This window comes from Ammoniphilus sp. CFH 90114 (assembly GCF_004123195.1).
In the GTDB taxonomy this organism is placed as follows: Bacteria; Bacillota; Bacilli; order Aneurinibacillales; family RAOX-1; genus YIM-78166.
Genome location: NZ_SDLI01000003.1, coordinates 134,637 through 153,661 on the forward strand (window position 1 = coordinate 134,637; position 19,025 = coordinate 153,661).

At 43.5% G+C, this 19,025-nt stretch carries 20 protein-coding genes; 1 reads left to right on the forward strand and 19 read right to left on the reverse strand.

What is annotated here, in order from left to right:
* Positions 1-183: 183 nt before the first annotated feature.
* Positions 184-483 (forward strand): hypothetical protein, encoded by a 300-nt coding sequence (locus EIZ39_RS08300; RefSeq protein WP_129199404.1) that lies wholly within the window; start codon positions 184-186, stop codon positions 481-483.
* 53 nt (positions 484-536) lie between these two features.
* Here the strand turns inward: EIZ39_RS08300 and EIZ39_RS08305 are convergent, their stop codons facing one another.
* From EIZ39_RS08305 to EIZ39_RS08395, 19 genes are all read right to left on the reverse strand, one after another.
* Positions 537-1,733 (reverse strand): thiolase family protein, encoded by a 1,197-nt coding sequence (locus tag EIZ39_RS08305; protein ID WP_129199406.1) that lies wholly within the window; start codon positions 1,731-1,733, stop codon positions 537-539.
* Between the two features lie 22 nt (positions 1,734-1,755).
* A complete protein-coding gene (locus EIZ39_RS08310; protein WP_129199408.1) occupies positions 1,756-2,955 on the reverse strand; it encodes a thiolase family protein in 1,200 nt (399 codons plus the stop codon).
* A gap of 14 nt (positions 2,956-2,969) precedes the next feature.
* Positions 2,970-3,707: a 3-hydroxyacyl-CoA dehydrogenase family protein gene (locus tag EIZ39_RS08315; RefSeq protein WP_129199410.1), complete on the reverse strand. Its 738-nt coding sequence runs from the start codon at positions 3,705-3,707 to the stop codon at positions 2,970-2,972.
* Positions 3,691-4,548 carry a 3-hydroxyacyl-CoA dehydrogenase NAD-binding domain-containing protein gene (locus tag EIZ39_RS08320; RefSeq protein WP_129199412.1) on the reverse strand — a complete coding sequence of 286 codons (858 nt, stop codon included), beginning with the start codon at positions 4,546-4,548 and terminating at the stop codon, positions 3,691-3,693. Before EIZ39_RS08320 ends, EIZ39_RS08315 begins: the two co-directional genes overlap by 17 nt.
* 39 nt (positions 4,549-4,587) lie before the next feature.
* Positions 4,588-5,364 carry an enoyl-CoA hydratase-related protein gene (locus EIZ39_RS08325; protein WP_129199414.1) on the reverse strand — a complete coding sequence of 259 codons (777 nt, stop codon included), beginning with the start codon at positions 5,362-5,364 and terminating at the stop codon, positions 4,588-4,590.
* An 8-nt stretch (positions 5,365-5,372) separates the two neighbouring features.
* Positions 5,373-6,146: an enoyl-CoA hydratase-related protein gene (locus tag EIZ39_RS08330; RefSeq protein ID WP_129199416.1), complete on the reverse strand. Its 774-nt coding sequence runs from the start codon at positions 6,144-6,146 to the stop codon at positions 5,373-5,375.
* Positions 6,147-6,168: 22 nt separating this feature from the next.
* Positions 6,169-7,494 (reverse strand): phenylacetate--CoA ligase PaaK, encoded by a 1,326-nt coding sequence (paaK, locus tag EIZ39_RS08335; RefSeq protein WP_129199418.1) that lies wholly within the window; start codon positions 7,492-7,494, stop codon positions 6,169-6,171.
* A gap of 120 nt (positions 7,495-7,614) precedes the next feature.
* Positions 7,615-8,397: an enoyl-CoA hydratase-related protein gene (locus tag EIZ39_RS08340; protein ID WP_129199420.1), complete on the reverse strand. Its 783-nt coding sequence runs from the start codon at positions 8,395-8,397 to the stop codon at positions 7,615-7,617.
* Positions 8,398-8,427: 30 nt separating this feature from the next.
* Positions 8,428-8,820: a PaaI family thioesterase gene (locus EIZ39_RS08345; protein ID WP_129199422.1), complete on the reverse strand. Its 393-nt coding sequence runs from the start codon at positions 8,818-8,820 to the stop codon at positions 8,428-8,430.
* Positions 8,821-8,890: 70 nt separating this feature from the next.
* Positions 8,891-9,352, reverse strand: coding sequence for a PaaI family thioesterase (locus tag EIZ39_RS08350; RefSeq protein WP_129199424.1), 462 nt, complete (start codon positions 9,350-9,352; stop codon positions 8,891-8,893).
* A 9-nt stretch (positions 9,353-9,361) separates the two neighbouring features.
* Complete coding sequence (locus EIZ39_RS08355) at positions 9,362-9,661, reverse strand: EthD family reductase (RefSeq protein ID WP_129199426.1); 300 nt, start codon at positions 9,659-9,661, stop codon at positions 9,362-9,364.
* A 133-nt stretch (positions 9,662-9,794) separates the two neighbouring features.
* Complete coding sequence (locus EIZ39_RS08360; protein WP_129199428.1) at positions 9,795-11,072, reverse strand: MFS transporter; 1,278 nt, start codon at positions 11,070-11,072, stop codon at positions 9,795-9,797.
* Positions 11,073-11,186: 114 nt separating this feature from the next.
* Positions 11,187-12,611 (reverse strand): dihydrolipoyl dehydrogenase, encoded by a 1,425-nt coding sequence (gene lpdA / locus EIZ39_RS08365; protein ID WP_129199430.1) that lies wholly within the window; start codon positions 12,609-12,611, stop codon positions 11,187-11,189.
* The gene (locus EIZ39_RS08370; protein ID WP_129199432.1) at positions 12,612-13,877 is read right to left on the reverse strand and encodes a dihydrolipoamide acetyltransferase family protein; all 1,266 of its coding nucleotides are present in this window, start codon (positions 13,875-13,877) and stop codon (positions 12,612-12,614) included.
* A gap of 39 nt (positions 13,878-13,916) precedes the next feature.
* Positions 13,917-14,900: an alpha-ketoacid dehydrogenase subunit beta gene (locus tag EIZ39_RS08375; RefSeq protein WP_129199434.1), complete on the reverse strand. Its 984-nt coding sequence runs from the start codon at positions 14,898-14,900 to the stop codon at positions 13,917-13,919.
* Positions 14,901-14,903: 3 nt separating this feature from the next.
* Entirely contained in the window at positions 14,904-15,965 is a 1,062-nt protein-coding gene (pdhA, locus tag EIZ39_RS08380; RefSeq protein ID WP_129199821.1) for a pyruvate dehydrogenase (acetyl-transferring) E1 component subunit alpha, read from the reverse strand.
* A gap of 123 nt (positions 15,966-16,088) precedes the next feature.
* On the reverse strand, positions 16,089-16,877 hold the full coding sequence (locus tag EIZ39_RS08385) for an ABC transporter ATP-binding protein (protein ID WP_129199436.1): 789 nt from the start codon (positions 16,875-16,877) through the stop codon (positions 16,089-16,091).
* Complete coding sequence (locus EIZ39_RS08390; protein WP_129199438.1) at positions 16,864-17,796, reverse strand: ABC transporter permease; 933 nt, start codon at positions 17,794-17,796, stop codon at positions 16,864-16,866. Before EIZ39_RS08390 ends, EIZ39_RS08385 begins: the two co-directional genes overlap by 14 nt.
* Positions 17,797-17,827: 31 nt before the next feature.
* Positions 17,828-18,871 (reverse strand): ABC transporter substrate-binding protein, encoded by a 1,044-nt coding sequence (locus EIZ39_RS08395; RefSeq protein WP_240675744.1) that lies wholly within the window; start codon positions 18,869-18,871, stop codon positions 17,828-17,830.
* Positions 18,872-19,025 lie beyond the last annotated feature (154 nt).

A 19,025-nucleotide genomic window follows, 5' to 3' on the forward strand; every position in this document is an offset into this window, starting at 1 on the left:
TCTTTTAAACTGGCAGCGTTTTTGTTTGTTAAGTTTTTGTGAACAACTAAACCGGTTTATTGCCATTGGAAAAGTAATTGATGTACAATAAACAATCTCAACAATACGATCTAACAGAGCCTCTATATAAGTGCTCATTTAGGGATAAAATAGAGAAATTCAATACGGAAAGGTGGACTGCGAATGATGGCCAGAACCTTGCTTCATTATTACGAGGGGACAGAAATTGCAATACAACACGAGGAAACCTATCCTTATGAAGACTACATCATCAATGTTAATAGCAGCACGACAACGAATTGTGAGTTAGTAACGTGGCTGTTTCCTAATAACGAAATGGTTCAGCTCCTTTTTTACACACCTGAAAATTCAGAGATCTTCTCGGTTTCAACCGCTCTTGTTCTCCCTGATGAAGGCGAAGAAGGGCAATTTTTTACCAGAGGGGAAATTACCTTATTTTTATCTCAAGTATTAAGAGTTTAGCCACGAGTTTAATGCCCTCGTGGCTTTTTTTTACACATCTTGAACAATGTATCTTATACGCGCTCAATAATAGTAGCAATCCCCTGGCCTACACCAATACACATCGTAGCCAAACCATAACGTACTTGTCGTCTTTCCATCTCATGAAGAAGAGTAGTCAAGATACGAGCTCCACTGCATCCTAGCGGATGACCTAGGGCAATCGCTCCCCCATTCACATTCACTTTATTCATATCAACATTTAATTCTTGAATAGAGGCAAGCGCTTGAGCAGCAAATGCTTCATTAAACTCAAATAAATCAATGTCGTCAACCGTTAATCCGGCTTGCTTTAATGCCTTTCTCGTGGCTGGTATAGGTCCAATACCCATAATTGTCGGATCTACCCCTGCCACCGCTGAAGCTATTACTCTTGCTTTCGGCTTTAGACCCAACTGCTGTGCCATCTCTTCATCCATCATAAGCAGTGCAGCTGCTCCGTCATTTAAACCAGAGGAATTACCCGCCGTAACCGTTCCTCCTTGTCTAAATGCAGGTTTCAACTTCACCAGCTGCTCCATGGTCGTTTCTGGACGCGGATGCTCATCTTGATCGAAGATCGTAACATCGCCCTTACGCCCTTTGATTTCCACAGGCACAATCTCAGAAGCAAACTTTCCTTCTGCTAGAGCTTTGCCATACTTTTGTTGGCTTGCAAGAGCAAATTCGTCCTGCGCCTCACGGCTGATGTTAAACTGTTCGGCTACATTTTCTGCCGTTTCACCTAGAGATATCGTATACGCCGCATCCATTTTAGGATTAATCAGTCTCCACCCTAAAGTGGTGTCATGCATTTGCATGTTTCCTCTTTGATAAGCCGTTCCCGGTTTAATCATAACTAGGGGTGAACGGGTCATGCTTTCCGTACCACCGGCAAGGTAAACCTGACCACGACCAGCCGCAATGGCATTAGCGGATTGATTGACAGCCTCTAAACCTGAACCACATAGACGGTTAACCGTAACACCAGGGACAGTCACAGGCAACCCCGCAAGTAGCAGGGACATCCTTGCTACATCTCGATTATCTTCTCCAGCTTGATTGGCACAACCGAAGATGACGTCATCGATCAGCTCCTGATCAATCGGGTTTCGTTCTAATAATTTCTTGATGACTACAGCTCCTAGATCATCTGGACGAACATCTTTTAAAGCTCCTCCATGTCGACCAATAGCGGTACGAACTCCGTCAATAATTACCGGCGTCTTCATTGGATTTTCTCCTCCTCTTTTGTTACAGCGCCTCGACTAGTGTTGCCAGCCCTTGTCCTCCACCGATACATAAGGAAACAACGCCATAACGCTTATTGCGGCGACGAAGCTCATAAAGAACGGTAATTAGCAGTCGAGTACCGCTCATTCCTAGTGGATGACCAAAGGCGATCGCTCCTCCATTGACATTGGTTCGATCGGCAGGAAGACCCAGCTCTCGGATACATGCCAAGGATTGTGAGGCAAATGCTTCATTGAGTTCGAACAGGTCGATATCGTCAATGGATAGATCAACATCAGCCAGTAGTTTTCGTATGGCTACAACCGGTCCGATACCCATAATTTTTGGATCAACCCCACCGCAAGCAAAATGTACAATTCGCCCTAACGGCTTAGCACCAGTTTCCTTCATCTTCTCTTCACTCATCAACAAAACCGCTGCTGCTCCATCATTAATTCCAGAAGAGTTACCAGCAGTTACTGTACCACCTTTTCGGAATGCAGGTCGCAGCTTGGATAAAGATTCTAGAGATGCATCACGGCGCGGGTACTCATCCGTGTCAAATACGGTAGGTTCACCCTTCTTATTAGGGATAACAACCGGAACAATTTCTTCTTTAAATAACCCTTGATCGATCGCTCGAATAGCGCGTCGTTGACTCTCTAGAGCAAATTCATCCTGATCCTCACGGCTAATCTCAAATTTCTCTGCTACGTTCTCAGCTGTATCTCCCATCGTTAATTCACCATATAAAGACACAGGCGCTGAACGAGGGCCACCAAAGGATTCTATTAATGTTTGTGCTCCACGTTGATGAGGCTGGGAAAACTTCTCCATGATATAAGGAGAACGAGTCAAATTTTCAACCCCTCCCGCCAACATAATCCCAGCGTGGCCGGCTTGAATCGATTGAGCTGATAAGTTAATAGCTTCTAAGCCAGAAGCACATACGCGGTTTACGGATAAGCCAGGTAATGACTCTGGAAGCCCTGCCTTAAGCAACCCTACACGAGCAATATTAATAAAAGGACCTGCAGAAATGACATTCCCCATAATGACGCCGTCAATTTGTTCACCTGTGATGGGAGAGCGCCGTACAACTTCTTGCATAACCGAAACGCATAAATCATCCATCGGGACATCCTTTAAGCTTCCACCTAATTTTCCGACAGGTGTTCTAGCAGCTGCTACAACATATACATCCTTATTTGATAGTGTCATCGTTATCCGACCTCTTATCCTTGGTAATTGTAGAAGCCTTGACCGCTTCTCTGACCTACCCGTCCCGCGAGAACAAGCTTGCGCAATAACGGAGCTGGACGATAGCGCTCCTCTGCAAGATCTCGATGCAACCCACGGATAATCGCATAAACTTCATCTAGTCCAATTCGATCTGCCCATTCGAGAGGACCGTATGGATAGTTGGTTCCTTTTTTCATGGCAATATCAATATCACCAGGTGTAGCCGTTCCTTCCATAACGGTAAAAACAGCCTCATTAATAATGAGAGATAAGACCCTTGGGAAGACCAATCCTACTTCATCTTCTACCACAGCAACCTCTTTTCCAAGACTTTCAATAAACATCTTAGCTTGATCCAAGGTGGCTTCTGAGGTTTGCAGGGCCGGAGCCACCTCAAACAATTCACGCTCTGCTAGTGGGACAAGGGTACCAAATCCGCAGATTCGTTCGGATGAATTTGCCCAAGACGCTACTTCTGTTGCGGTGATGGCAAGTGAACTTGTTAGAATCGGTACGTCTGTTGGCAAGACCTCATCTAAAATCTTAATAGATTGCTTTTTTGCCTCTAAATCAAGACTGCTAACTTCCATTACGAGATCAATGCGATCCTTCCATTGGTCTAACTCTTGAATAGAGACAACTTGATGATTTTGGCTTTCTATTAACTCTTTTAGCTCTTGATAGAGAGGGCTTATCCCGGTAAGTAGAATGATCCTATTTGTTGTAGTCATAGAAACCCTCACCTGTCTTTCTTCCTAGATTGCCAGCTTGAACCATACGCTGTTGAATACGGCTCGGCTTAAAGCGCCCTTCATGAAAGAAGTTGGTATAGACAGATTCCGTTGTCGCAAAATTAATGTCAATACCAATTAAATCTTGTAATTCAAACGGACCCATCTTAAATCCGCCAGCTTTTTTCATAATGTTATCAATCTGATCTGCTGTTGCCACACGGTCCCCGAGAATTCGTAAACCTTCATTATAATAAGGACGTGCTACGCGATTTACAATAAAGCCTGGAGTATCCCCTACAAGGACAGGGACCTTACCAAGATCTTTGGCAAATTGATAAGCTTTCTCTGTATTCTCTGGGCTAGATTTCTTCCCGTGAATGACTTCAACCAACGGCATAACAGGAGCAGGGTTGAAAAAGTGAAATCCTAAAATTCGCTCTGGATTCTTAAGCCCTCCTGCAATCTCTGTGATCGAGATCGAGGATGTATTGGTTAACAACAACGCTTCTGGCGAACAGATATCAACAAGCGAGGAGAATATTGATTTTTTCAACTCTAGTCTTTCGGGTACTGCTTCAATGACGATATCACAATTCGCTAAAGCTTGAATCTCAGATACGGGAACGATAGATTGATAGATTTCCTCTTTTTGTTGTTCCGTAATTTTTCCTTTTTCTACGTCTTTCTTTAAGGTTGCCTGAAGATAAGATTGTGCTTTATCCAATACAACTGGATTCGCATCCAAAAGCCAAGTACGATGGCCCTTGCGAGCACAGACAAGAGCGATTCCCGCTCCCATCGTTCCAGCTCCAATTACTCCTACTTGATAAGCAGTCATGTTGAATATCCCTCCTTCTTCCATTCTATTGAAGAATGTCTAATTTCCTTTGAAAACTGGGGGTCTTTTTTCAAAGAAGGCCTGTACACCCTCCTGATGGTCATGCGTAGCACCGGCAATCTCTTGTGCGTATGCTTCATATTCCAATGTCTCTTCTAAGCCCATCGTTAATCCTTTGTACATTGTACGCTTAATTAACCCCATTCCCTTTGTAGGAAGGTTAGCTAAACGATTTGCATATTCCATGACCTCTTGGTCAAAACTCTCTAAAGCTACTACCTTGTTGGCTAAACCAATACGATAGGCCTCTTCCGCAGTGACCTTATCACCTGTCATCGCTAATTCTAATGCTTTACCCATACCGACAATTCGAGGAAGGAAGTAGCATCCACCTGAATCAGGAACTAAGCCAATATTTACGAAAACATCTGCGAAAGAAGCCTTTTCACTTACTAAACGAATATCACAAGCAAGAGCTAGACTCATTCCAGCTCCTGCAGCAACTCCATTCACAGCAGCAATAATCGGTTTCTCTATCTTTTGTAATTGAGTGATAAGCGGATTATAACGGTTGCGTAAGAAGGCTCCAAAATCCACCTTGCCACCTTGAACCTCTCCGAGGTCTTGACCCGCATTAAAGGCTTTTCCCGCTCCGGTTAACACAATACAACGTATTTCCGCGTCCTTCTCTGACTTCTTAAGAGCATCCATTAGCTCCTTGTGCATCTGTTCGGTAAAGGAGTTGAACTTATCCGGGCGGTTCATCGTGATTTTTGCCACTCCTCCAACTCGGTCAAAGAGTATCGTTTCGTACATGTTGGCCCCTACCTTCCCTTAAATTGGGGACGGCGCTTTTCCACGAAAGCCTTCATCCCTTCGTTCTTGTCCTCACTAGCAAACAATAAATAGAAGCAATTGCGCTCGTATTCCATTCCCTCATCAAGCGGATTATCCATGGCTTTAAGCACGGATTTCTTAATCAAACGAGCAGCTACAGGGGGTTGAACAGCAATCCTCTTCGCTAGTTTTAATGCTTCCTGCATATAGACTTCAACGGGTACAACCTTATTGATCAAACCATAATGAAGGGCTTCTTCTGCTGAAATAGGATCTCCTGTAAGCAGCATCTCCATAGCCTTAACCTTACCGACTGCTTTCGTTAAACGTTGCGTTCCGCCTGCTCCTGGCATAACCCCTAATTTAATCTCAGGCTGTCCAATTTTCGTTGTTTCCGAAGCAACCACCATGTCGCAGCTCATCATAAGTTCACAACCGCCGCCTAGTACAAATCCACTCACCGCAGCAATGGTTGGCTTATTAATTTTACTCATACGATCCCAAACCGCAAATTGGTCCTTTAATAACATTGATATAACCGCTTCATCTGCCATTTCATCAATATCTGCACCAGCTGCAAAAGCTTTATCATTACCCGTGATAAGGATGACGCGGATGGCATCATCACGATCCATCCGCTCCATCTCTCCCACGATTTCATCTACAATTTTTAAATTCAAGGCATTGAGGACTTCTGGGCGATTCAAGGTAATGATCCCAATCGGTCCTTCTGCTGTTACTTTAATGAATTCGTAGGCCATTCCTTTTTCCTCCTAACAACAACTAAGCTAGAACCTTATTACGATTATCTACAATACGGATCGCTTTTCCTTCACTGCGAGGAATAGAGTTTGGCTTATTCACACGTAGCACAACCGACACACCTAGAGCATTCTTCATATCATGACCGATCGCTTTTACTAATTTACCAACCTCTGCACTTCCCTCAATGGCTCCAATTTGGTTCATGAACTCTTCTGTTACTTCACAATGAACCTCAAAACGATCCAGAGCACCATCTCGTTCAATGACCACTTGGTAATATGGAGCAAGCTCTTTAAATCCTAATAACACGGATTCGATTTCCGTTGGGAACACGTTTACTCCACGAATAATTAACATATCATCTACGCGACCTTTAATACGGGACATGCGTAATGAGGTACGTCCACACTTACATTTTTCAGGGTTTAAAGAGGCAATATCCCCCGTACGATAACGAACAACTGGAAATGCTTCCTTCGTAAGAGAAGTAAAGACTAATTCTCCCTCTTCACCATATGGTAGGACTTCTCCTGTCTTCGGATCAACAATCTCCGCTAAGAAGTGATCTTCTGCAATATGCAATCCGTCTTGAGCTTCATAACACTCGATAGAAACCCCTGGGCCCATAACTTCGCTCAATCCATAGATATCAATCGCCTTAATATCCAATTCCGCTTCTAATTGAGCTCTCATCTCTTCAGACCAAGGCTCTGCTCCGAAGATTCCATATTTAATGCTTGTATCTCTTGGATCAAGTCCCATTCTCTTCATTTCTTCTACGATATTTAAAGTATAAGATGGTGTAGCCGCAATCCCTCTTGGCTGGAAATCTTGAATCAGGGTAATTTGACGTGGTGTATTACCGCCAGAGATCGGGACAGCTACAGCTCCCATATATTCAATTCCGTAATGCAAACCAAGTCCACCCGTGAACAATCCATAACCATAAGCGTTGTGGAAGATGTCCCCAGGGCGTCCGCCAGCACAGCATAAAGCACGTGCAACAAGCTCTGACCAGTTCTCAATATCCTTTTTGGTATAGCCTACAACAGTTGGTTTTCCTTTCGTACCAGAGGACCCGTGAATTCGAACCACTTCATTCATCTCTACAGCAAACAGATTGAATGGATAGTTTTCACGAAGATCGGTTTTCTTCATAAATGGTACTTTGTTTAAATCTTCAAGAGACCCAATATCCTCAGGCTTTATTCCAGCTTTGTCAAAATTCTCTTTATGGAAAGGAACCTTCTCATAAACACGCTGTAATGTTTCCTTTAATCTCTCCAACTGCAGCTTCTGCATTTCCTCACGCGACATTGTCTCCATTACGGGATTGAATATCATTTTATTTCTCCTCCATATCCTCTTTTTCAGGTTTTTTTATTTCCCCCACAAACCGTTGGCACCGATTACATATCAAAATAAATAGTTTTTTAAACTATATTCAATCAAGTAGAAACTTGTTTACTCTCCTCGAAAAACCGGTTTTCTTTTCTCTCTGAAGGCTTCTAAGGCCTCTAGTCGGTCTTTCGTTGGAATGATCACTTCATAGGCTTTAGATTCAAGATCTAATCCCGTCTGTAAATCAACGCTGCTTCCCTTATCTATCGCATACTTCGCTTGGTATACAGCTAATGGTGCATTTCCTAAAATCTCATTAGCAAGACTAAGAGCCTGATCCGTTAACTGCTCTTGGCTTTCCGCCACACCATTTAAGAATCCATAATCAAGAGCTGTCTTTGCTGATATCTTCCGTGCTGTAAGGATTAATTCTTTTGCCTTTGATGGCCCAATCAATCGAGATAAACGTTGTGTTCCGCCCGCTCCTGGAATAATCCCTAAGCTCACTTCTGTAAGTCCCATCATCGCATCTTGAACCGCGTATCGGAAGTCACAAGCGAGCGCTAGCTCGAATCCTCCACCAAAAGCATAGCCATTAATCGCCGCAATCGTAGGTTGAGGCAATCTCTCTATAGCCGTAAATACATCACGAATTTTTCTCACATTACGGCGAACTTGCTGTTCATTGAGCGTACGGCGCTCCTTCAGGTCTGCACCAGCACAGAAGGCACGTCCTTGTGCAGCAACGATTACCACACGAATATCCTTGGAATCTAGCTGTATCTGCTCAACAATCTCACCCAACTTGGCCAAGGTGTCATAGTTAAGGGCATTTAATTCCTCTGGCCGGTTTAGCTTAATGATAGCCAGATGGCCATCTCGCTCTAGTAGTACAGGTTGCTCCATCTTTCTACATGCCCCTCTCTTGATATTAGCTTATTTCTTAGGTTGAACCCTCGCGTAAGTTCCTAAAGCGACAGCGACAAGTGTCGCATCATCTGTCGTAATTCGGGCTTCCATGACAATCGTATTGCCGCCTCTTCTAAGTACCTTAGATTCTGCTCTTAGATACTCTCCTCTAGCTGGAGCTAGAAAATTAACTTTACTTTCTACAGTTACACACTGCTGCACACCGTCTACGTGTGGTGCTGCTCCGTGGCCCATTGCAACATCAGCTAACGTGCTAGTCACCCCACCGTGGACGACGCCTTCTAAGCTATTGTAAAGTTCAGGTCTAATCTTTAAGACAGCGACACAACCTTCATCATTGACTTGTTCAATCTCAATTCCTAAGTAGTGATTAAATCTATTTTTTGTTTGATTGCTCATTGTCTCACCCCTATCCTTGGAAGAAGGAGAGACCCCTGTATAGCAGATGGTCTCATCCCTTCCCTTTCGTTTATATCTCCGCCGCTTCTTCCAGGGGGATAAAATAATCGTTTTTACGGTAAACCAAGGCATCAAGGATCGCTACAACCTCACGTTCACTTTCCACTTTAATGCGATACCAAGCTGTCCGGTTATTTCGCTTCTCTTCTACTGCTGTTGCTCTCAACTTCGTCCCTTTCCAACTTGCTGCCAGAAATCCAATATTCATGGATAGGGCGACAGATGTCTTCCCGTAAGAGTTGCTTGCTACAGCGAAAACCACATCAGCTAGGGAGAAAACGACCCCTCCATGTGTTGTGCCATGAGCATTCAGCAAATTATCCCTGACAACCACTTCTGCCGTAGCTGTTCCTTCCCCGACCTCTATTAACTCAACTCCAAGATACTGAGCAAATGGATCGTTTCGCAGCTTCTCACAGATCTGCTCGTAATACTTCTGATGAATCTCACGGTCATCTAATTTCGGTTTCAAAGGAACCTCCTAAAGGACTTCAGCAAAGTGCATGGATACGACTTTACCTGCAAAACCCATTAAGTCTTTTCCTGCTGCTCTTCCTTCTGGGGATGACAACGCTTGCACCAAGGCTTCTTTGGTTTCGAAGTACATCTCTGCGATTAAGTGCAAGTCACTCTCTCCCATAGGAGTACCGTAAATCTTATTCACTTCAAGCTTAATCAGTCCTGGCATCTTAGCCGCTAACGGTGCATGGACGTCATGATAATGTTGATCAAATTCCTCTACATTCTCCGGCTTGCGATAGATTGCGATTAATTTTACCATGGGATATTCTCCTCCAAACGAAGTAATTACGTAATATATATAACGTTTAATTTATATAACGTTATTATCACGTATCTTTTATTTTTAGTATATTAATATTGTTAATGACTAGTCAAGGTATATTTTATATGTTTTAAATTGTTATTCTATTATCCTGGACAACAGACAATTCTTTCTTTCTCTTGAGGTGTAATACAATGCACCCCACACTGCCAAGAAAGCAGACAAAAGAGGACAAAAAGAAGGCTGTTAAATAAGAACCCGATAAATCAACCAATGTACCGGTAATAACAGGAGAAATAAATTGTCCCACTCCAAAGAAGAGTGTAATAAATCCTATCGCAACAGGGGTCTTCAATGGATGAACAAAATCGCCAACCGCTGCTACCATTACGGTCGGCACTCCCCATAACGTAACCGCATACAACACCGTTTCCACCAATAACAAGACATAATGATCTGTCATGCTAAAAGCTAATAAGAGGACAGCCTGCGATATATAGACGAGGAATAAAGATGGCATTCTCCCGATTCGATCCGATACACTACCCCAGATATAACCGCTTAGTATGCTAGCAAAACCAGCCACTGCAAATAATTGTCCTGCTGCTTTCTCTCCCAGTCTTACGTCTTGAATCAGATAGTCCATAAAAAAGGTGGAAAAAATGAGATAACTAAAACCCCAAGTGAGATAAACAAATCCAATCATCCATAACAGCTTATTGCGATAAACCGTTTGCGATTTATGTTCATCCTCTCTATGGACCTGTTTCGCAGTCTTTTTATCCTCCTTCCTCTCGCTATCTCCATAAGGATTCATTCCTACTTCAGAAGGGTCATTCTTCATAAAAAGGAGATTCAGCAATATAAATAATAGTATCGCAGCAGCTAGTATATACCAACTAAATCTCCACCCATCATCTGCATAACTGACCATCATATAGGGTACGAATATTCCACTTAAAACCATTCCAATCCCTGAACCAGCATTGACTACTCCTAACGCCATTCCCCTGTACCGCGAGACAAACCATTTTCCTACTAACCCTAAGTTGGTTACATTTCCGGCTCCTGCACCGATTCCAATAATTAAACAGGAAAGATAAGCTGTCCAGAAATTATAGGATAGTCCACTTCCAATCATCCCTAACACGGTTATAAACAGCGAAACAATGATAACCTTCTTAGCTGTAAAGCGCATGACGGCATACCCCACTGTCGTTGCACTCAACAAATATCCAAGAAAAACCGAAGAAGCAATTAAACCCGTCTGACTGTAATTAAGCGTAAGACCTTCCTTCATGAAGGGCATAATGGCCCCAAAAGAAAATCTTCCAAAGCCTAAACATGCCAGCAAATTGAGCGTGGCAATCACAAGGATCCACCAACTCCGATGTAGCGTTTTTCCCATTTCCCCCACTCCTGTTATTATATAAATGTTTAGAATTGATTTAATTATATCTCATTAAGTCAAGCCCTAATAAGTAAAAAAAAGAACCCGTTCTCACGGATTCTTCCTATAACCCTATTTATTCACAATATGGATCGCATGGCCAAGTGCTGCTTCAGCTGCCTCTAACCATACTTCCGAGAGCGTCGGATGCGGGTGCATAGTCAGCGCTAAGTCTTCTACTCTTGCTGAGAGTTCTAAAGCAAGGACTCCTTCACCAATCATATTGGAGGCATCCGCACCTACCATGTGCATACCTAACAGCAAGTGAGTATTCGCGTCCACGATCACTTCGGCAAAACCATCCACTTCAGCTGTAGCCAGAGCACGTCCGTTAGCCCGGTATGGAAATTGCCCCACCTTCACTTCAAATCCCCGTTGTTCAGCCTCCTCTTTTGAGTAGCCTACTCCAGCAATTTGAGGTTCAGTAAAGATGACATAAGGAATTAACGGCGAGTCTACGGAGCTGGCTAAACCTGATATCACTTCCGCCGCTACGATTCCCTGCTTAGAAGCACGATGAGCTAACGCTGGACCAGGAGTGATATCTCCAATAGCATAGATATGTGGAACATTGGTTGTGCACTTAGCATCAACCGGAATGTAGCCTCGTTCATCCATTTCGACCCCAGCTTGATCTAAGCCAAGCCCACCGGAATTCGGGATTCGTCCAATTGTCACTAACACTTTATCGCTGACAATGGTTTCATTACCTGCTTTTTCAGAAGTAACCTCTAACACCGTTTTTCCGTTATCCAAGCCGATATTCTCAACCTTTGTTGATGTCTTGATCGTCATACCCAATTTTTTCGCATTACGGGTAACTTCACGAACTAAGCCAGCAGAAACTTGTGGAAGTATACGATCAGCCATTTCAACAACCGTTACCTTACTTCCAAGCTTGGCAAATGCCATCCCCATCTCCATTCCTATATATCCGCCGCCGATGATCGCTAGTGATTTAGGAACTTCTTTCAATTGGAGAGCAGAGGTCGAGTCCAGAATATGAGTATGGTCCACCTCAATAAAGGCTGGAATAAAAGGTCTTGAGCCCGTGGCGATGATCGCTTGTTGAAACTTATAGGTTTCAAAATCGCCTCCGGTTTCCACACCTACCCGATCATCCGATAAGAAGGATGCTCTTCCTTTCACCACCGTGACACCGTTCTCTTTGCAGAGATGTTCAATCCCCTTGTTTAACTGAGAAACGATGCCTCCTTTCCAATCCTGCCAACCTTCCATCTCAAATGAAAAATCATTCGTTGGAATACGAATTCCCATTTTCCCTAAGCTTCCTAGCTTATGATATTCCCCAGCAGAGTGGATCAACGCTTTAGAAGGAATACAACCGCGATTTAAGCAGACTCCACCTAATTTATCCTCTTCTATAAGAACGACAGATTGTCCTAATTGACCAAGACGGATAGCCGCGGCATAACCGCCGGGCCCCCCGCCAATCACAACGACATCTGTTTCTACTGCAATTTCTCCGACAACCATTTATACCATCTCCATCATCAGTAAATCTGGGTTTTCAAGAAGCTGCTTGATCCGATTTGTAAATCTTACGGCTGTGACACCGTCGATGAGTCGATGATCGAATGATAGGGACATATGCATCATCAAACGGATCACTCCTTCCCAATCGCGGACAACCATTCGAGGCTCCATCTTATGCAATCCTAGAATAGCTACTTCAGGATGATTGATAATCGGTGTCGCATACAGCCCTCCGATAGGGCCAACATTGCTGATCGTAAAGGTTCCACCTGTTATTTCGTCTAAGGTAAGTTTTCCTTCGCGAGCACGAAGAGCCAGCTCACTAATCTCTTCTGCTAATTGGTAGATCGTCTTTTTATCCGCATTCTTTAAAACAGGGACAATCAAACCATCCTTTGTATCCGTAGCGATTCCGATATGATAGTAATTTTTCAATACAATTTCTTGAGTGCTGTCATCTATGGAGGCGTTCAGAGTCTTAAACTCTTTCAATGCAATAACCAATGCCTTAATAAAGAAAGGTAAAAAGGTCAGCTTCACTCCACGTTCTTCTGCAACAGCTTTCCACTTCTCCCTTAGCGCCTTTAGAGAGTCCATCTCTAACTCATCAACATGCGTTACATGAGGAATAATAGAGACGGATTTAACAAGGTGTTCTGCAATCTTTTTACGAACTCCTTTTAAAGCAATGCGTTCTTCCATTTGTTTTTCTTCTAGCGTTACGGCAGACGACGGCTTTTTCTTATCGACTGCTACAGCAGGAGGTGTAACGATCTCTTTTTCCACCTTACTCTGAACTTGCCCGTTTGCTAGGAAAGCTCGAAGATCCTCTTCGGTTACACGTCCCACTGGGCCACTGCCGCTTACCAACTCAATATCAATCTTCAATTCTCTCGCTAATTGCCTTACATAAGGCGTAGCGAGCGCTCGGTCAAATAGGGCACTAGGACGAACCTTGCTTCTTTCTTGAGTCTGTTCAACGACTTCTTCTGGTTTTGACATGAGTGCTGTCGCTGCAACTTCGCTTGCTGATCCGTTATCAATAACGACCAATGTTTGACCTACATGAGCAGTTTCCCCTTCAGCAAACATGATTTTCTTGATTAAGCCACTAACTGGAGAAGTTAGTTCGGCATTCACTTTATCTGTTTGTACTTCTAGTAGCGGCTGATCTTGCTTGACTTGATCGCCTTCTTTGACTAACCACTTGGAGATTTCCCCTTCATGCATACCCTCTCCAACATCAGGGAGCTTAAATTCAACCATTTGTATATCTCTCCTCCCATTTAACGAAGAAAATCTATATTAAAATAGAATTGTCTCCTCGATTCCGTGTTTGACTCTAGCTTCCGTAGGCATGTAGTCATCTTCAATAGAGAACTGTGGAACAGGAACATCAAATCCGGTAACCCGTTTCACTGGTGACTTTAGATAAATGAGCGCTTCATCGTTAATCAAAGAAACGATTTCAGAAGCCACCCCTACTGTTTTATGAGCTTCTTGGACAACGAGGGCTCTTCCTGTTTTCTTAACAGATGCAATGATGGTATCTCGATCAAGTGGATATAAGGTTCGAAGATCCACCACTTCACATTTCCAGCCCTTTTCCCGCTCGATTTGCTTCGCTGCATTCATTGCGACACGCAGCATAGCGCCCCAAGCAAAAATTGATAGATCCGTACCCTCTTGAACAACCTTCGCTTTACCGATAGGCACACGGTACATTTCTTCTGGAACCTCTTCTTTAAACGCTCGATACATCTTGGTTGGTTCTAAGAACATCACCGGATCTGGGTCTTCGATAGCCGATATCAGTAGCCCTTTTGCATCATAAGGATTGCTTGGTACAACTACTTTTAACCCCGGAACATGCGTAAAGAAGGTTTCTACACTCTCAGAATGCAGTTCAGGTCCGCGAATACCAGCTCCGTAAGGAGTACGAATGACCATAGGTACATGGTATTGACCTCTTGTACGATATCTCATTCTCGCGGCATGGGATACAATTTGCTCAAACCCCGGATAGATAAAGGCTAAAAATTGAACTTCTGCAACAGGAATCATTCCGTTTAGCGCCAAACCAATAGCAGAACCCATAATACCAGCCTCGGCAAGGGGGGTATCTACAACACGGTCTTTTCCATACTTTTCAATTAGCCCTTCTGTAGCGCGGAATACTCCACCATTGACTCCGATATCTTCACCTAACAGCATCACTCGGGAATCATCGGCTAGCTTCTGATCCATGGCTTCTGTAATGGCTTGGATAATGGTTATTTTGCGACTCATGTTTTAGTTCCCTCCTTTATCCGTAAACCGCTTGAGTTCCTGCTCTTGCTCCTGGATCATCCAAGGCGTCTCAGCAAAAACGTGCTTGAACATATCAGATGGCTTTGATTTCGGATAATCCTCTGCTTCCTTTACCGCTGCATCAATTTTCTCATCCGCTTGCTTGAGCAATTGTTCCTCTTTATCCTGATTCCACAAGTTTCTCTTCTCTAGATAAGTGCGAAGTCGATCAATCGGATCACGCTCCGTTCGCCACTCTTGAGATAGAGTCTCCTGATTACGATACTTCTTCGGGTCATCGGCCGTCGTATGGGCTCCATAACGGAACGTCATAGCCTCGATTAGAGTAGGGCCTTCACCTGCGTGAGCCCGCTCGATAGCCTCTTGCATCGTAAGCCAAACCGCAAAGATATCATTTCCATCAACTCTTACCCCTTTAATATCGTAGGCAAGTGCTCTCTGAGCGATTGTAGCTGAAGCAGATTGTTGATCGAACGGTACACTAATAGCAAATCCATTGTTCTGACAGAAGAAGATCGCTGGTGCCTTATAAACTCCAGCAAAATTTAGCGCCTCATGGAAATCACCTTCCGATGTGGCTCCATCACCGAAATAGGCTAGGCTAACTTTCTTTTCTCCTTTTAATTTACTGGCCCAAGCTGTTCCAACGGCATGAACCATCTGGGTAGCAATCGGCACGCAAGGAGGCATAATATTTTTTCCTTCTGGGCTAATTGAACCCTCCATATGTCCCATCCAATATAGGAATACGCGCATGAGCGACTGCCCATGAGTAATGCTAGCGGCATGGTCACGATATGTTGGGAAAAGCCAATCTCCTGCAGTTAAGGCCATGGCGCTGCCAACTTGAGAGGCTTCCTGACCTTCAAACGGGGCATATGTCCCCATTCGTCCTTGTCTTTGCAAGATAACCGATTTACGGTCAAACGTTCGAACAAAGACCATGTTTTCATACATTTTTACCATAGTTTCAGGATCAATTTTGTCCTCAATATCTACTACAAGCTCTCCTTGCGGTGTCAAAACCTGAACCAACTCGGTCATCATGTTTCCCCCCGTCAAAGATGTGATTGCTTCTAATTGAGCGTTTTGTTCTTTCAGGTTATGGATCGTTACCATTCACATCACCTTCCTTTATCTATATGTTCCCTCTCCACTGAGCAGTCGTTATCCAAGTAAAACTCGGTCGCTTGCTACACCCTTAAATCGTTCAAACTCCTTAAGCAGACTTTCAATGGTGAGATCCTTTTTCTCCTCTTCTGGAACATCAAGAATGATTCGACCTTTATCCATCATGATTAATCGATTGCCCAAATCAATTGCTTGCTTCATATTATGAGTAACCATCAAAGTGGTTAGCTTTGATTTCTCCACAATTTCCTTCGTTAACTGCGTGATGAGCTCTGCTCTGGCTGGATCTAAGGCAGCTGTATGTTCATCTAGCAATAATACTTTGGGCTGAGTAAAGGTGGCCATTAAAAGACTTAGCGCTTGCCTTTCTCCCCCTGAGAGAAGTCCAACCTTCGCAGTTAAACGACCCTCGAGTCCAAGACCTAACGATTTAAGATACTCATAAAACATTTCCTTACGCTTGGCATTGACCCCTTTACTTAACGTACGGCGCTTATTGCGAGAGAAGGCCATAGCTAGGTTCTCTTCAATAGTCATGGTTGGAGCCGTTCCTGCCATGGGATCCTGAAACACTCGGCCAATCAAAGGTGCACGTTGATGCTCAGATAAGTCATTCACCACGGTATTATCAATCTCTACCGTACCCTCATCTGGAGTTAACACGCCTGAGATCATATTCATCATTGTCGATTTTCCTGCTCCATTACTTCCGATGATCGTAACGAAATCCCCTGGCTTTAAAGTCAAGTTAATATCGGCTAAAGCAATCTTTTCATCAACGGTACCCTCGTTAAATATCTTGTTGATAGCTTTAAGTTTTAGCATGATTTTCACCTCTCACGACTGTGCTGGAAGCCTGTTTTTTCTGAGCTTTTTTTCTCTTTTCTTTCCAACTGTCTATTACCTTTGGTGCAATCAAAGCAGCTATAACAATAAGAGCTGTCATAAGCTTCATATCAGAAGGATTCAAACCAACACGTAATGCTAGAGCCACGATAATGCGGTAAACGATGGCTCCACCAATGACCGCAATGGTCGCACGGCGAATGTTCTTATGACCGAAAATTGCTTCCCCTATAATGACAGACGCAAGACCGATAACGATCATCCCAATACCCATAGATACGTCTGAGAATCCTTGATATTGGGCCATCAATGCTCCGGACATAGCGACTAATCCGTTTGAAATAGCAAGACCAGCCACTTTGGTGTTATCCGTATTCGCCGAGAAGCTGCGAATCATCTTTTCATTGTCACCTGTAGCGCGAATGGACAATCCAATCTCAGTATCTAAGAACCAATCGATTACTTTTTTAACAAGTAAAATTAAGATTGCCATCGTGAGTATGATGGTAAATGGGCTTGAAGCAATCGCCATTACTTGACTAAATAATGTGTCTTCTCCTAGTAAACCAATGTTTGCTTTACCCATAATTCTCAAGTTAATTGAATAAAGCGCTATCATTGATAAAATACCGGAAAGAAGGGGATTAATTTTCCCTTTCGTATGTAAGAGACCTGTTACTGTACCTGCTATACATCCCGCTATAACTGCAGCAAAGGTGGCAAGTAGCGGGTGATAACCCGCTACGATCATGGCTGCTGCCATGGCGCCCCCTGTGGTAAAACTACCATCTACAGTCAAGTCGGGAAAGTTGAGGATTCTGAAGGTTAGATAAACCCCCAATGCCATCAGCGAGAATATGATACCAGATTCGAGTGAACCCATTAATGCTGTTGCCATACCTGCACTTCCCTTCTTGTTTTATTCCTTTTTATTCAACCATTACTGCCTTGCTTGTCATTGCTTCAGTCAAGGTCACACCTTGAGCTTCAGCTGCCTTCTTGTTAATGACCAAGTTCAATTCTTCTGGGAAGCCAACTGGAATATCAGCAGGCTTCTTGCTGCCATCTAATACTTCCATAGCCATTTTTGCAGTGGTGTATCCTAAGTCATAATACTCGAAACCAAATCCTGCAAATCCTCCACGTTTAACGGAATCCATTTCTCCAACAAACATAGGGATCTTGTTTTGGTTTGCCACTTGTGTAACGGATTCAAGAGCGGAAACGGCTGTGTTGTCTTTAGGTACATAAATAACATCCACGCGTCCTACTAGAGACTCTACTGCCTGCTTTACTTCAGAACTATTTGAGGCTGTTGCTTCAACTGCTGTTAATCCTTGTTCTTGCATTACTTTCTTTGCATTTTCTACGTTTACAACAGAGTTCTGTTCACCAGAGTTATAGATAACCCCTACATTCTTTGCATCAGGGAAGAACTCTTTAATTGTCTTGACTGTATTAGGAATCGCCTCTGGATGCGTATCAGAAGTTCCTGTTACATTCTTTCCAGGCTGCTCTAGAGAACCTACAAGCTTAGCTCCAAGCGGATCTGTAATCGCTGTAAAGAAAATAGGAATATCAGATGTGGCTTGAGCCGCAGCCTGAGCGCTTGGTGTAGCAATGGCTAGAATCAAATCTACTTTATCCGCAGCAAATTTTTGTGCAATGGTTGTATTGTTATTCATATCCCCTTGAGCGATCTGAATATCAACCTTTAAGTTTTCCCCTTCTACATAACCACCATCTTTAAGACCAGCTAGGAAACCTTCTCTCGCCGCATCCAAGGATGGATGTTCTACGATCTGGGTTATTCCAATCTTCACGGTCTTCTTTTCAGCATTTCCCGCTGCTGGGGCAGCTGTCGATTCGGCTGGCTTAGCTGGTTCAGCTGGTTGAGTCGTAGAAGACGAACCTCCACAAGCTGTCATCAACATCATTAAGCTGCATACGATTGGTACAAAGATTTTTCTCAAATTACTGGCCCCCTTTAGTGTAGTGATGTATACGCTTCCAAAACCCACATTTGTCTGGGCTTGGAATTAGCCGTTACGAAGCACTCATAATATGACGCAAAAATAACGGACTCTATTTTTTAGTATAATTGCAATTTTGCTTAGGTCAAGACAA

Bases quoted from the DNA above. Each gene is read 5' to 3' on its own strand.
- EIZ39_RS08355 (WP_129199426.1), bottom strand. From the start codon at position 9,661: ATGGTAAAATTAATCGCAATCTATCGCAAGCCGGAGAATGTAGAGGAA.
- EIZ39_RS08305 (WP_129199406.1), bottom strand. From the start codon at position 1,733: ATGAAGACGCCGGTAATTATTGACGGAGTTCGTACCGCTATTGGTCGA.
- EIZ39_RS08325 (WP_129199414.1), bottom strand. From the start codon at position 5,364: ATGTACGAAACGATACTCTTTGACCGAGTTGGAGGAGTGGCAAAAATC.
- EIZ39_RS08370 (WP_129199432.1), bottom strand. From the start codon at position 13,877: ATGGTTGAATTTAAGCTCCCTGATGTTGGAGAGGGTATGCATGAAGGG.
- EIZ39_RS08315 (WP_129199410.1), bottom strand. From the start codon at position 3,707: ATGACTACAACAAATAGGATCATTCTACTTACCGGGATAAGCCCTCTC.
- EIZ39_RS08345 (WP_129199422.1), bottom strand. From the start codon at position 8,820: ATGAGCAATCAAACAAAAAATAGATTTAATCACTACTTAGGAATTGAG.
- EIZ39_RS08375 (WP_129199434.1), bottom strand. From the start codon at position 14,900: ATGAGTCGCAAAATAACCATTATCCAAGCCATTACAGAAGCCATGGAT.
- EIZ39_RS08360 (WP_129199428.1), bottom strand. From the start codon at position 11,072: ATGGGAAAAACGCTACATCGGAGTTGGTGGATCCTTGTGATTGCCACG.
- EIZ39_RS08300 (WP_129199404.1), top strand. From the start codon at position 184: ATGATGGCCAGAACCTTGCTTCATTATTACGAGGGGACAGAAATTGCA.
- EIZ39_RS08320 (WP_129199412.1), bottom strand. From the start codon at position 4,548: ATGACTGCTTATCAAGTAGGAGTAATTGGAGCTGGAACGATGGGAGCG.
- paaK (WP_129199418.1), bottom strand. From the start codon at position 7,494: ATGATATTCAATCCCGTAATGGAGACAATGTCGCGTGAGGAAATGCAG.
- EIZ39_RS08310 (WP_129199408.1), bottom strand. From the start codon at position 2,955: ATGACACTATCAAATAAGGATGTATATGTTGTAGCAGCTGCTAGAACA.
- lpdA (WP_129199430.1), bottom strand. From the start codon at position 12,611: ATGGTTGTCGGAGAAATTGCAGTAGAAACAGATGTCGTTGTGATTGGC.
- pdhA (WP_129199821.1), bottom strand. From the start codon at position 15,965: ATGACCGAGTTGGTTCAGGTTTTGACACCGCAAGGAGAGCTTGTAGTA.
- EIZ39_RS08390 (WP_129199438.1), bottom strand. From the start codon at position 17,796: ATGGCAACAGCATTAATGGGTTCACTCGAATCTGGTATCATATTCTCG.
- EIZ39_RS08330 (WP_129199416.1), bottom strand. From the start codon at position 6,146: ATGGCCTACGAATTCATTAAAGTAACAGCAGAAGGACCGATTGGGATC.
- EIZ39_RS08385 (WP_129199436.1), bottom strand. From the start codon at position 16,877: ATGCTAAAACTTAAAGCTATCAACAAGATATTTAACGAGGGTACCGTT.
- EIZ39_RS08340 (WP_129199420.1), bottom strand. From the start codon at position 8,397: ATGGAGCAACCTGTACTACTAGAGCGAGATGGCCATCTGGCTATCATT.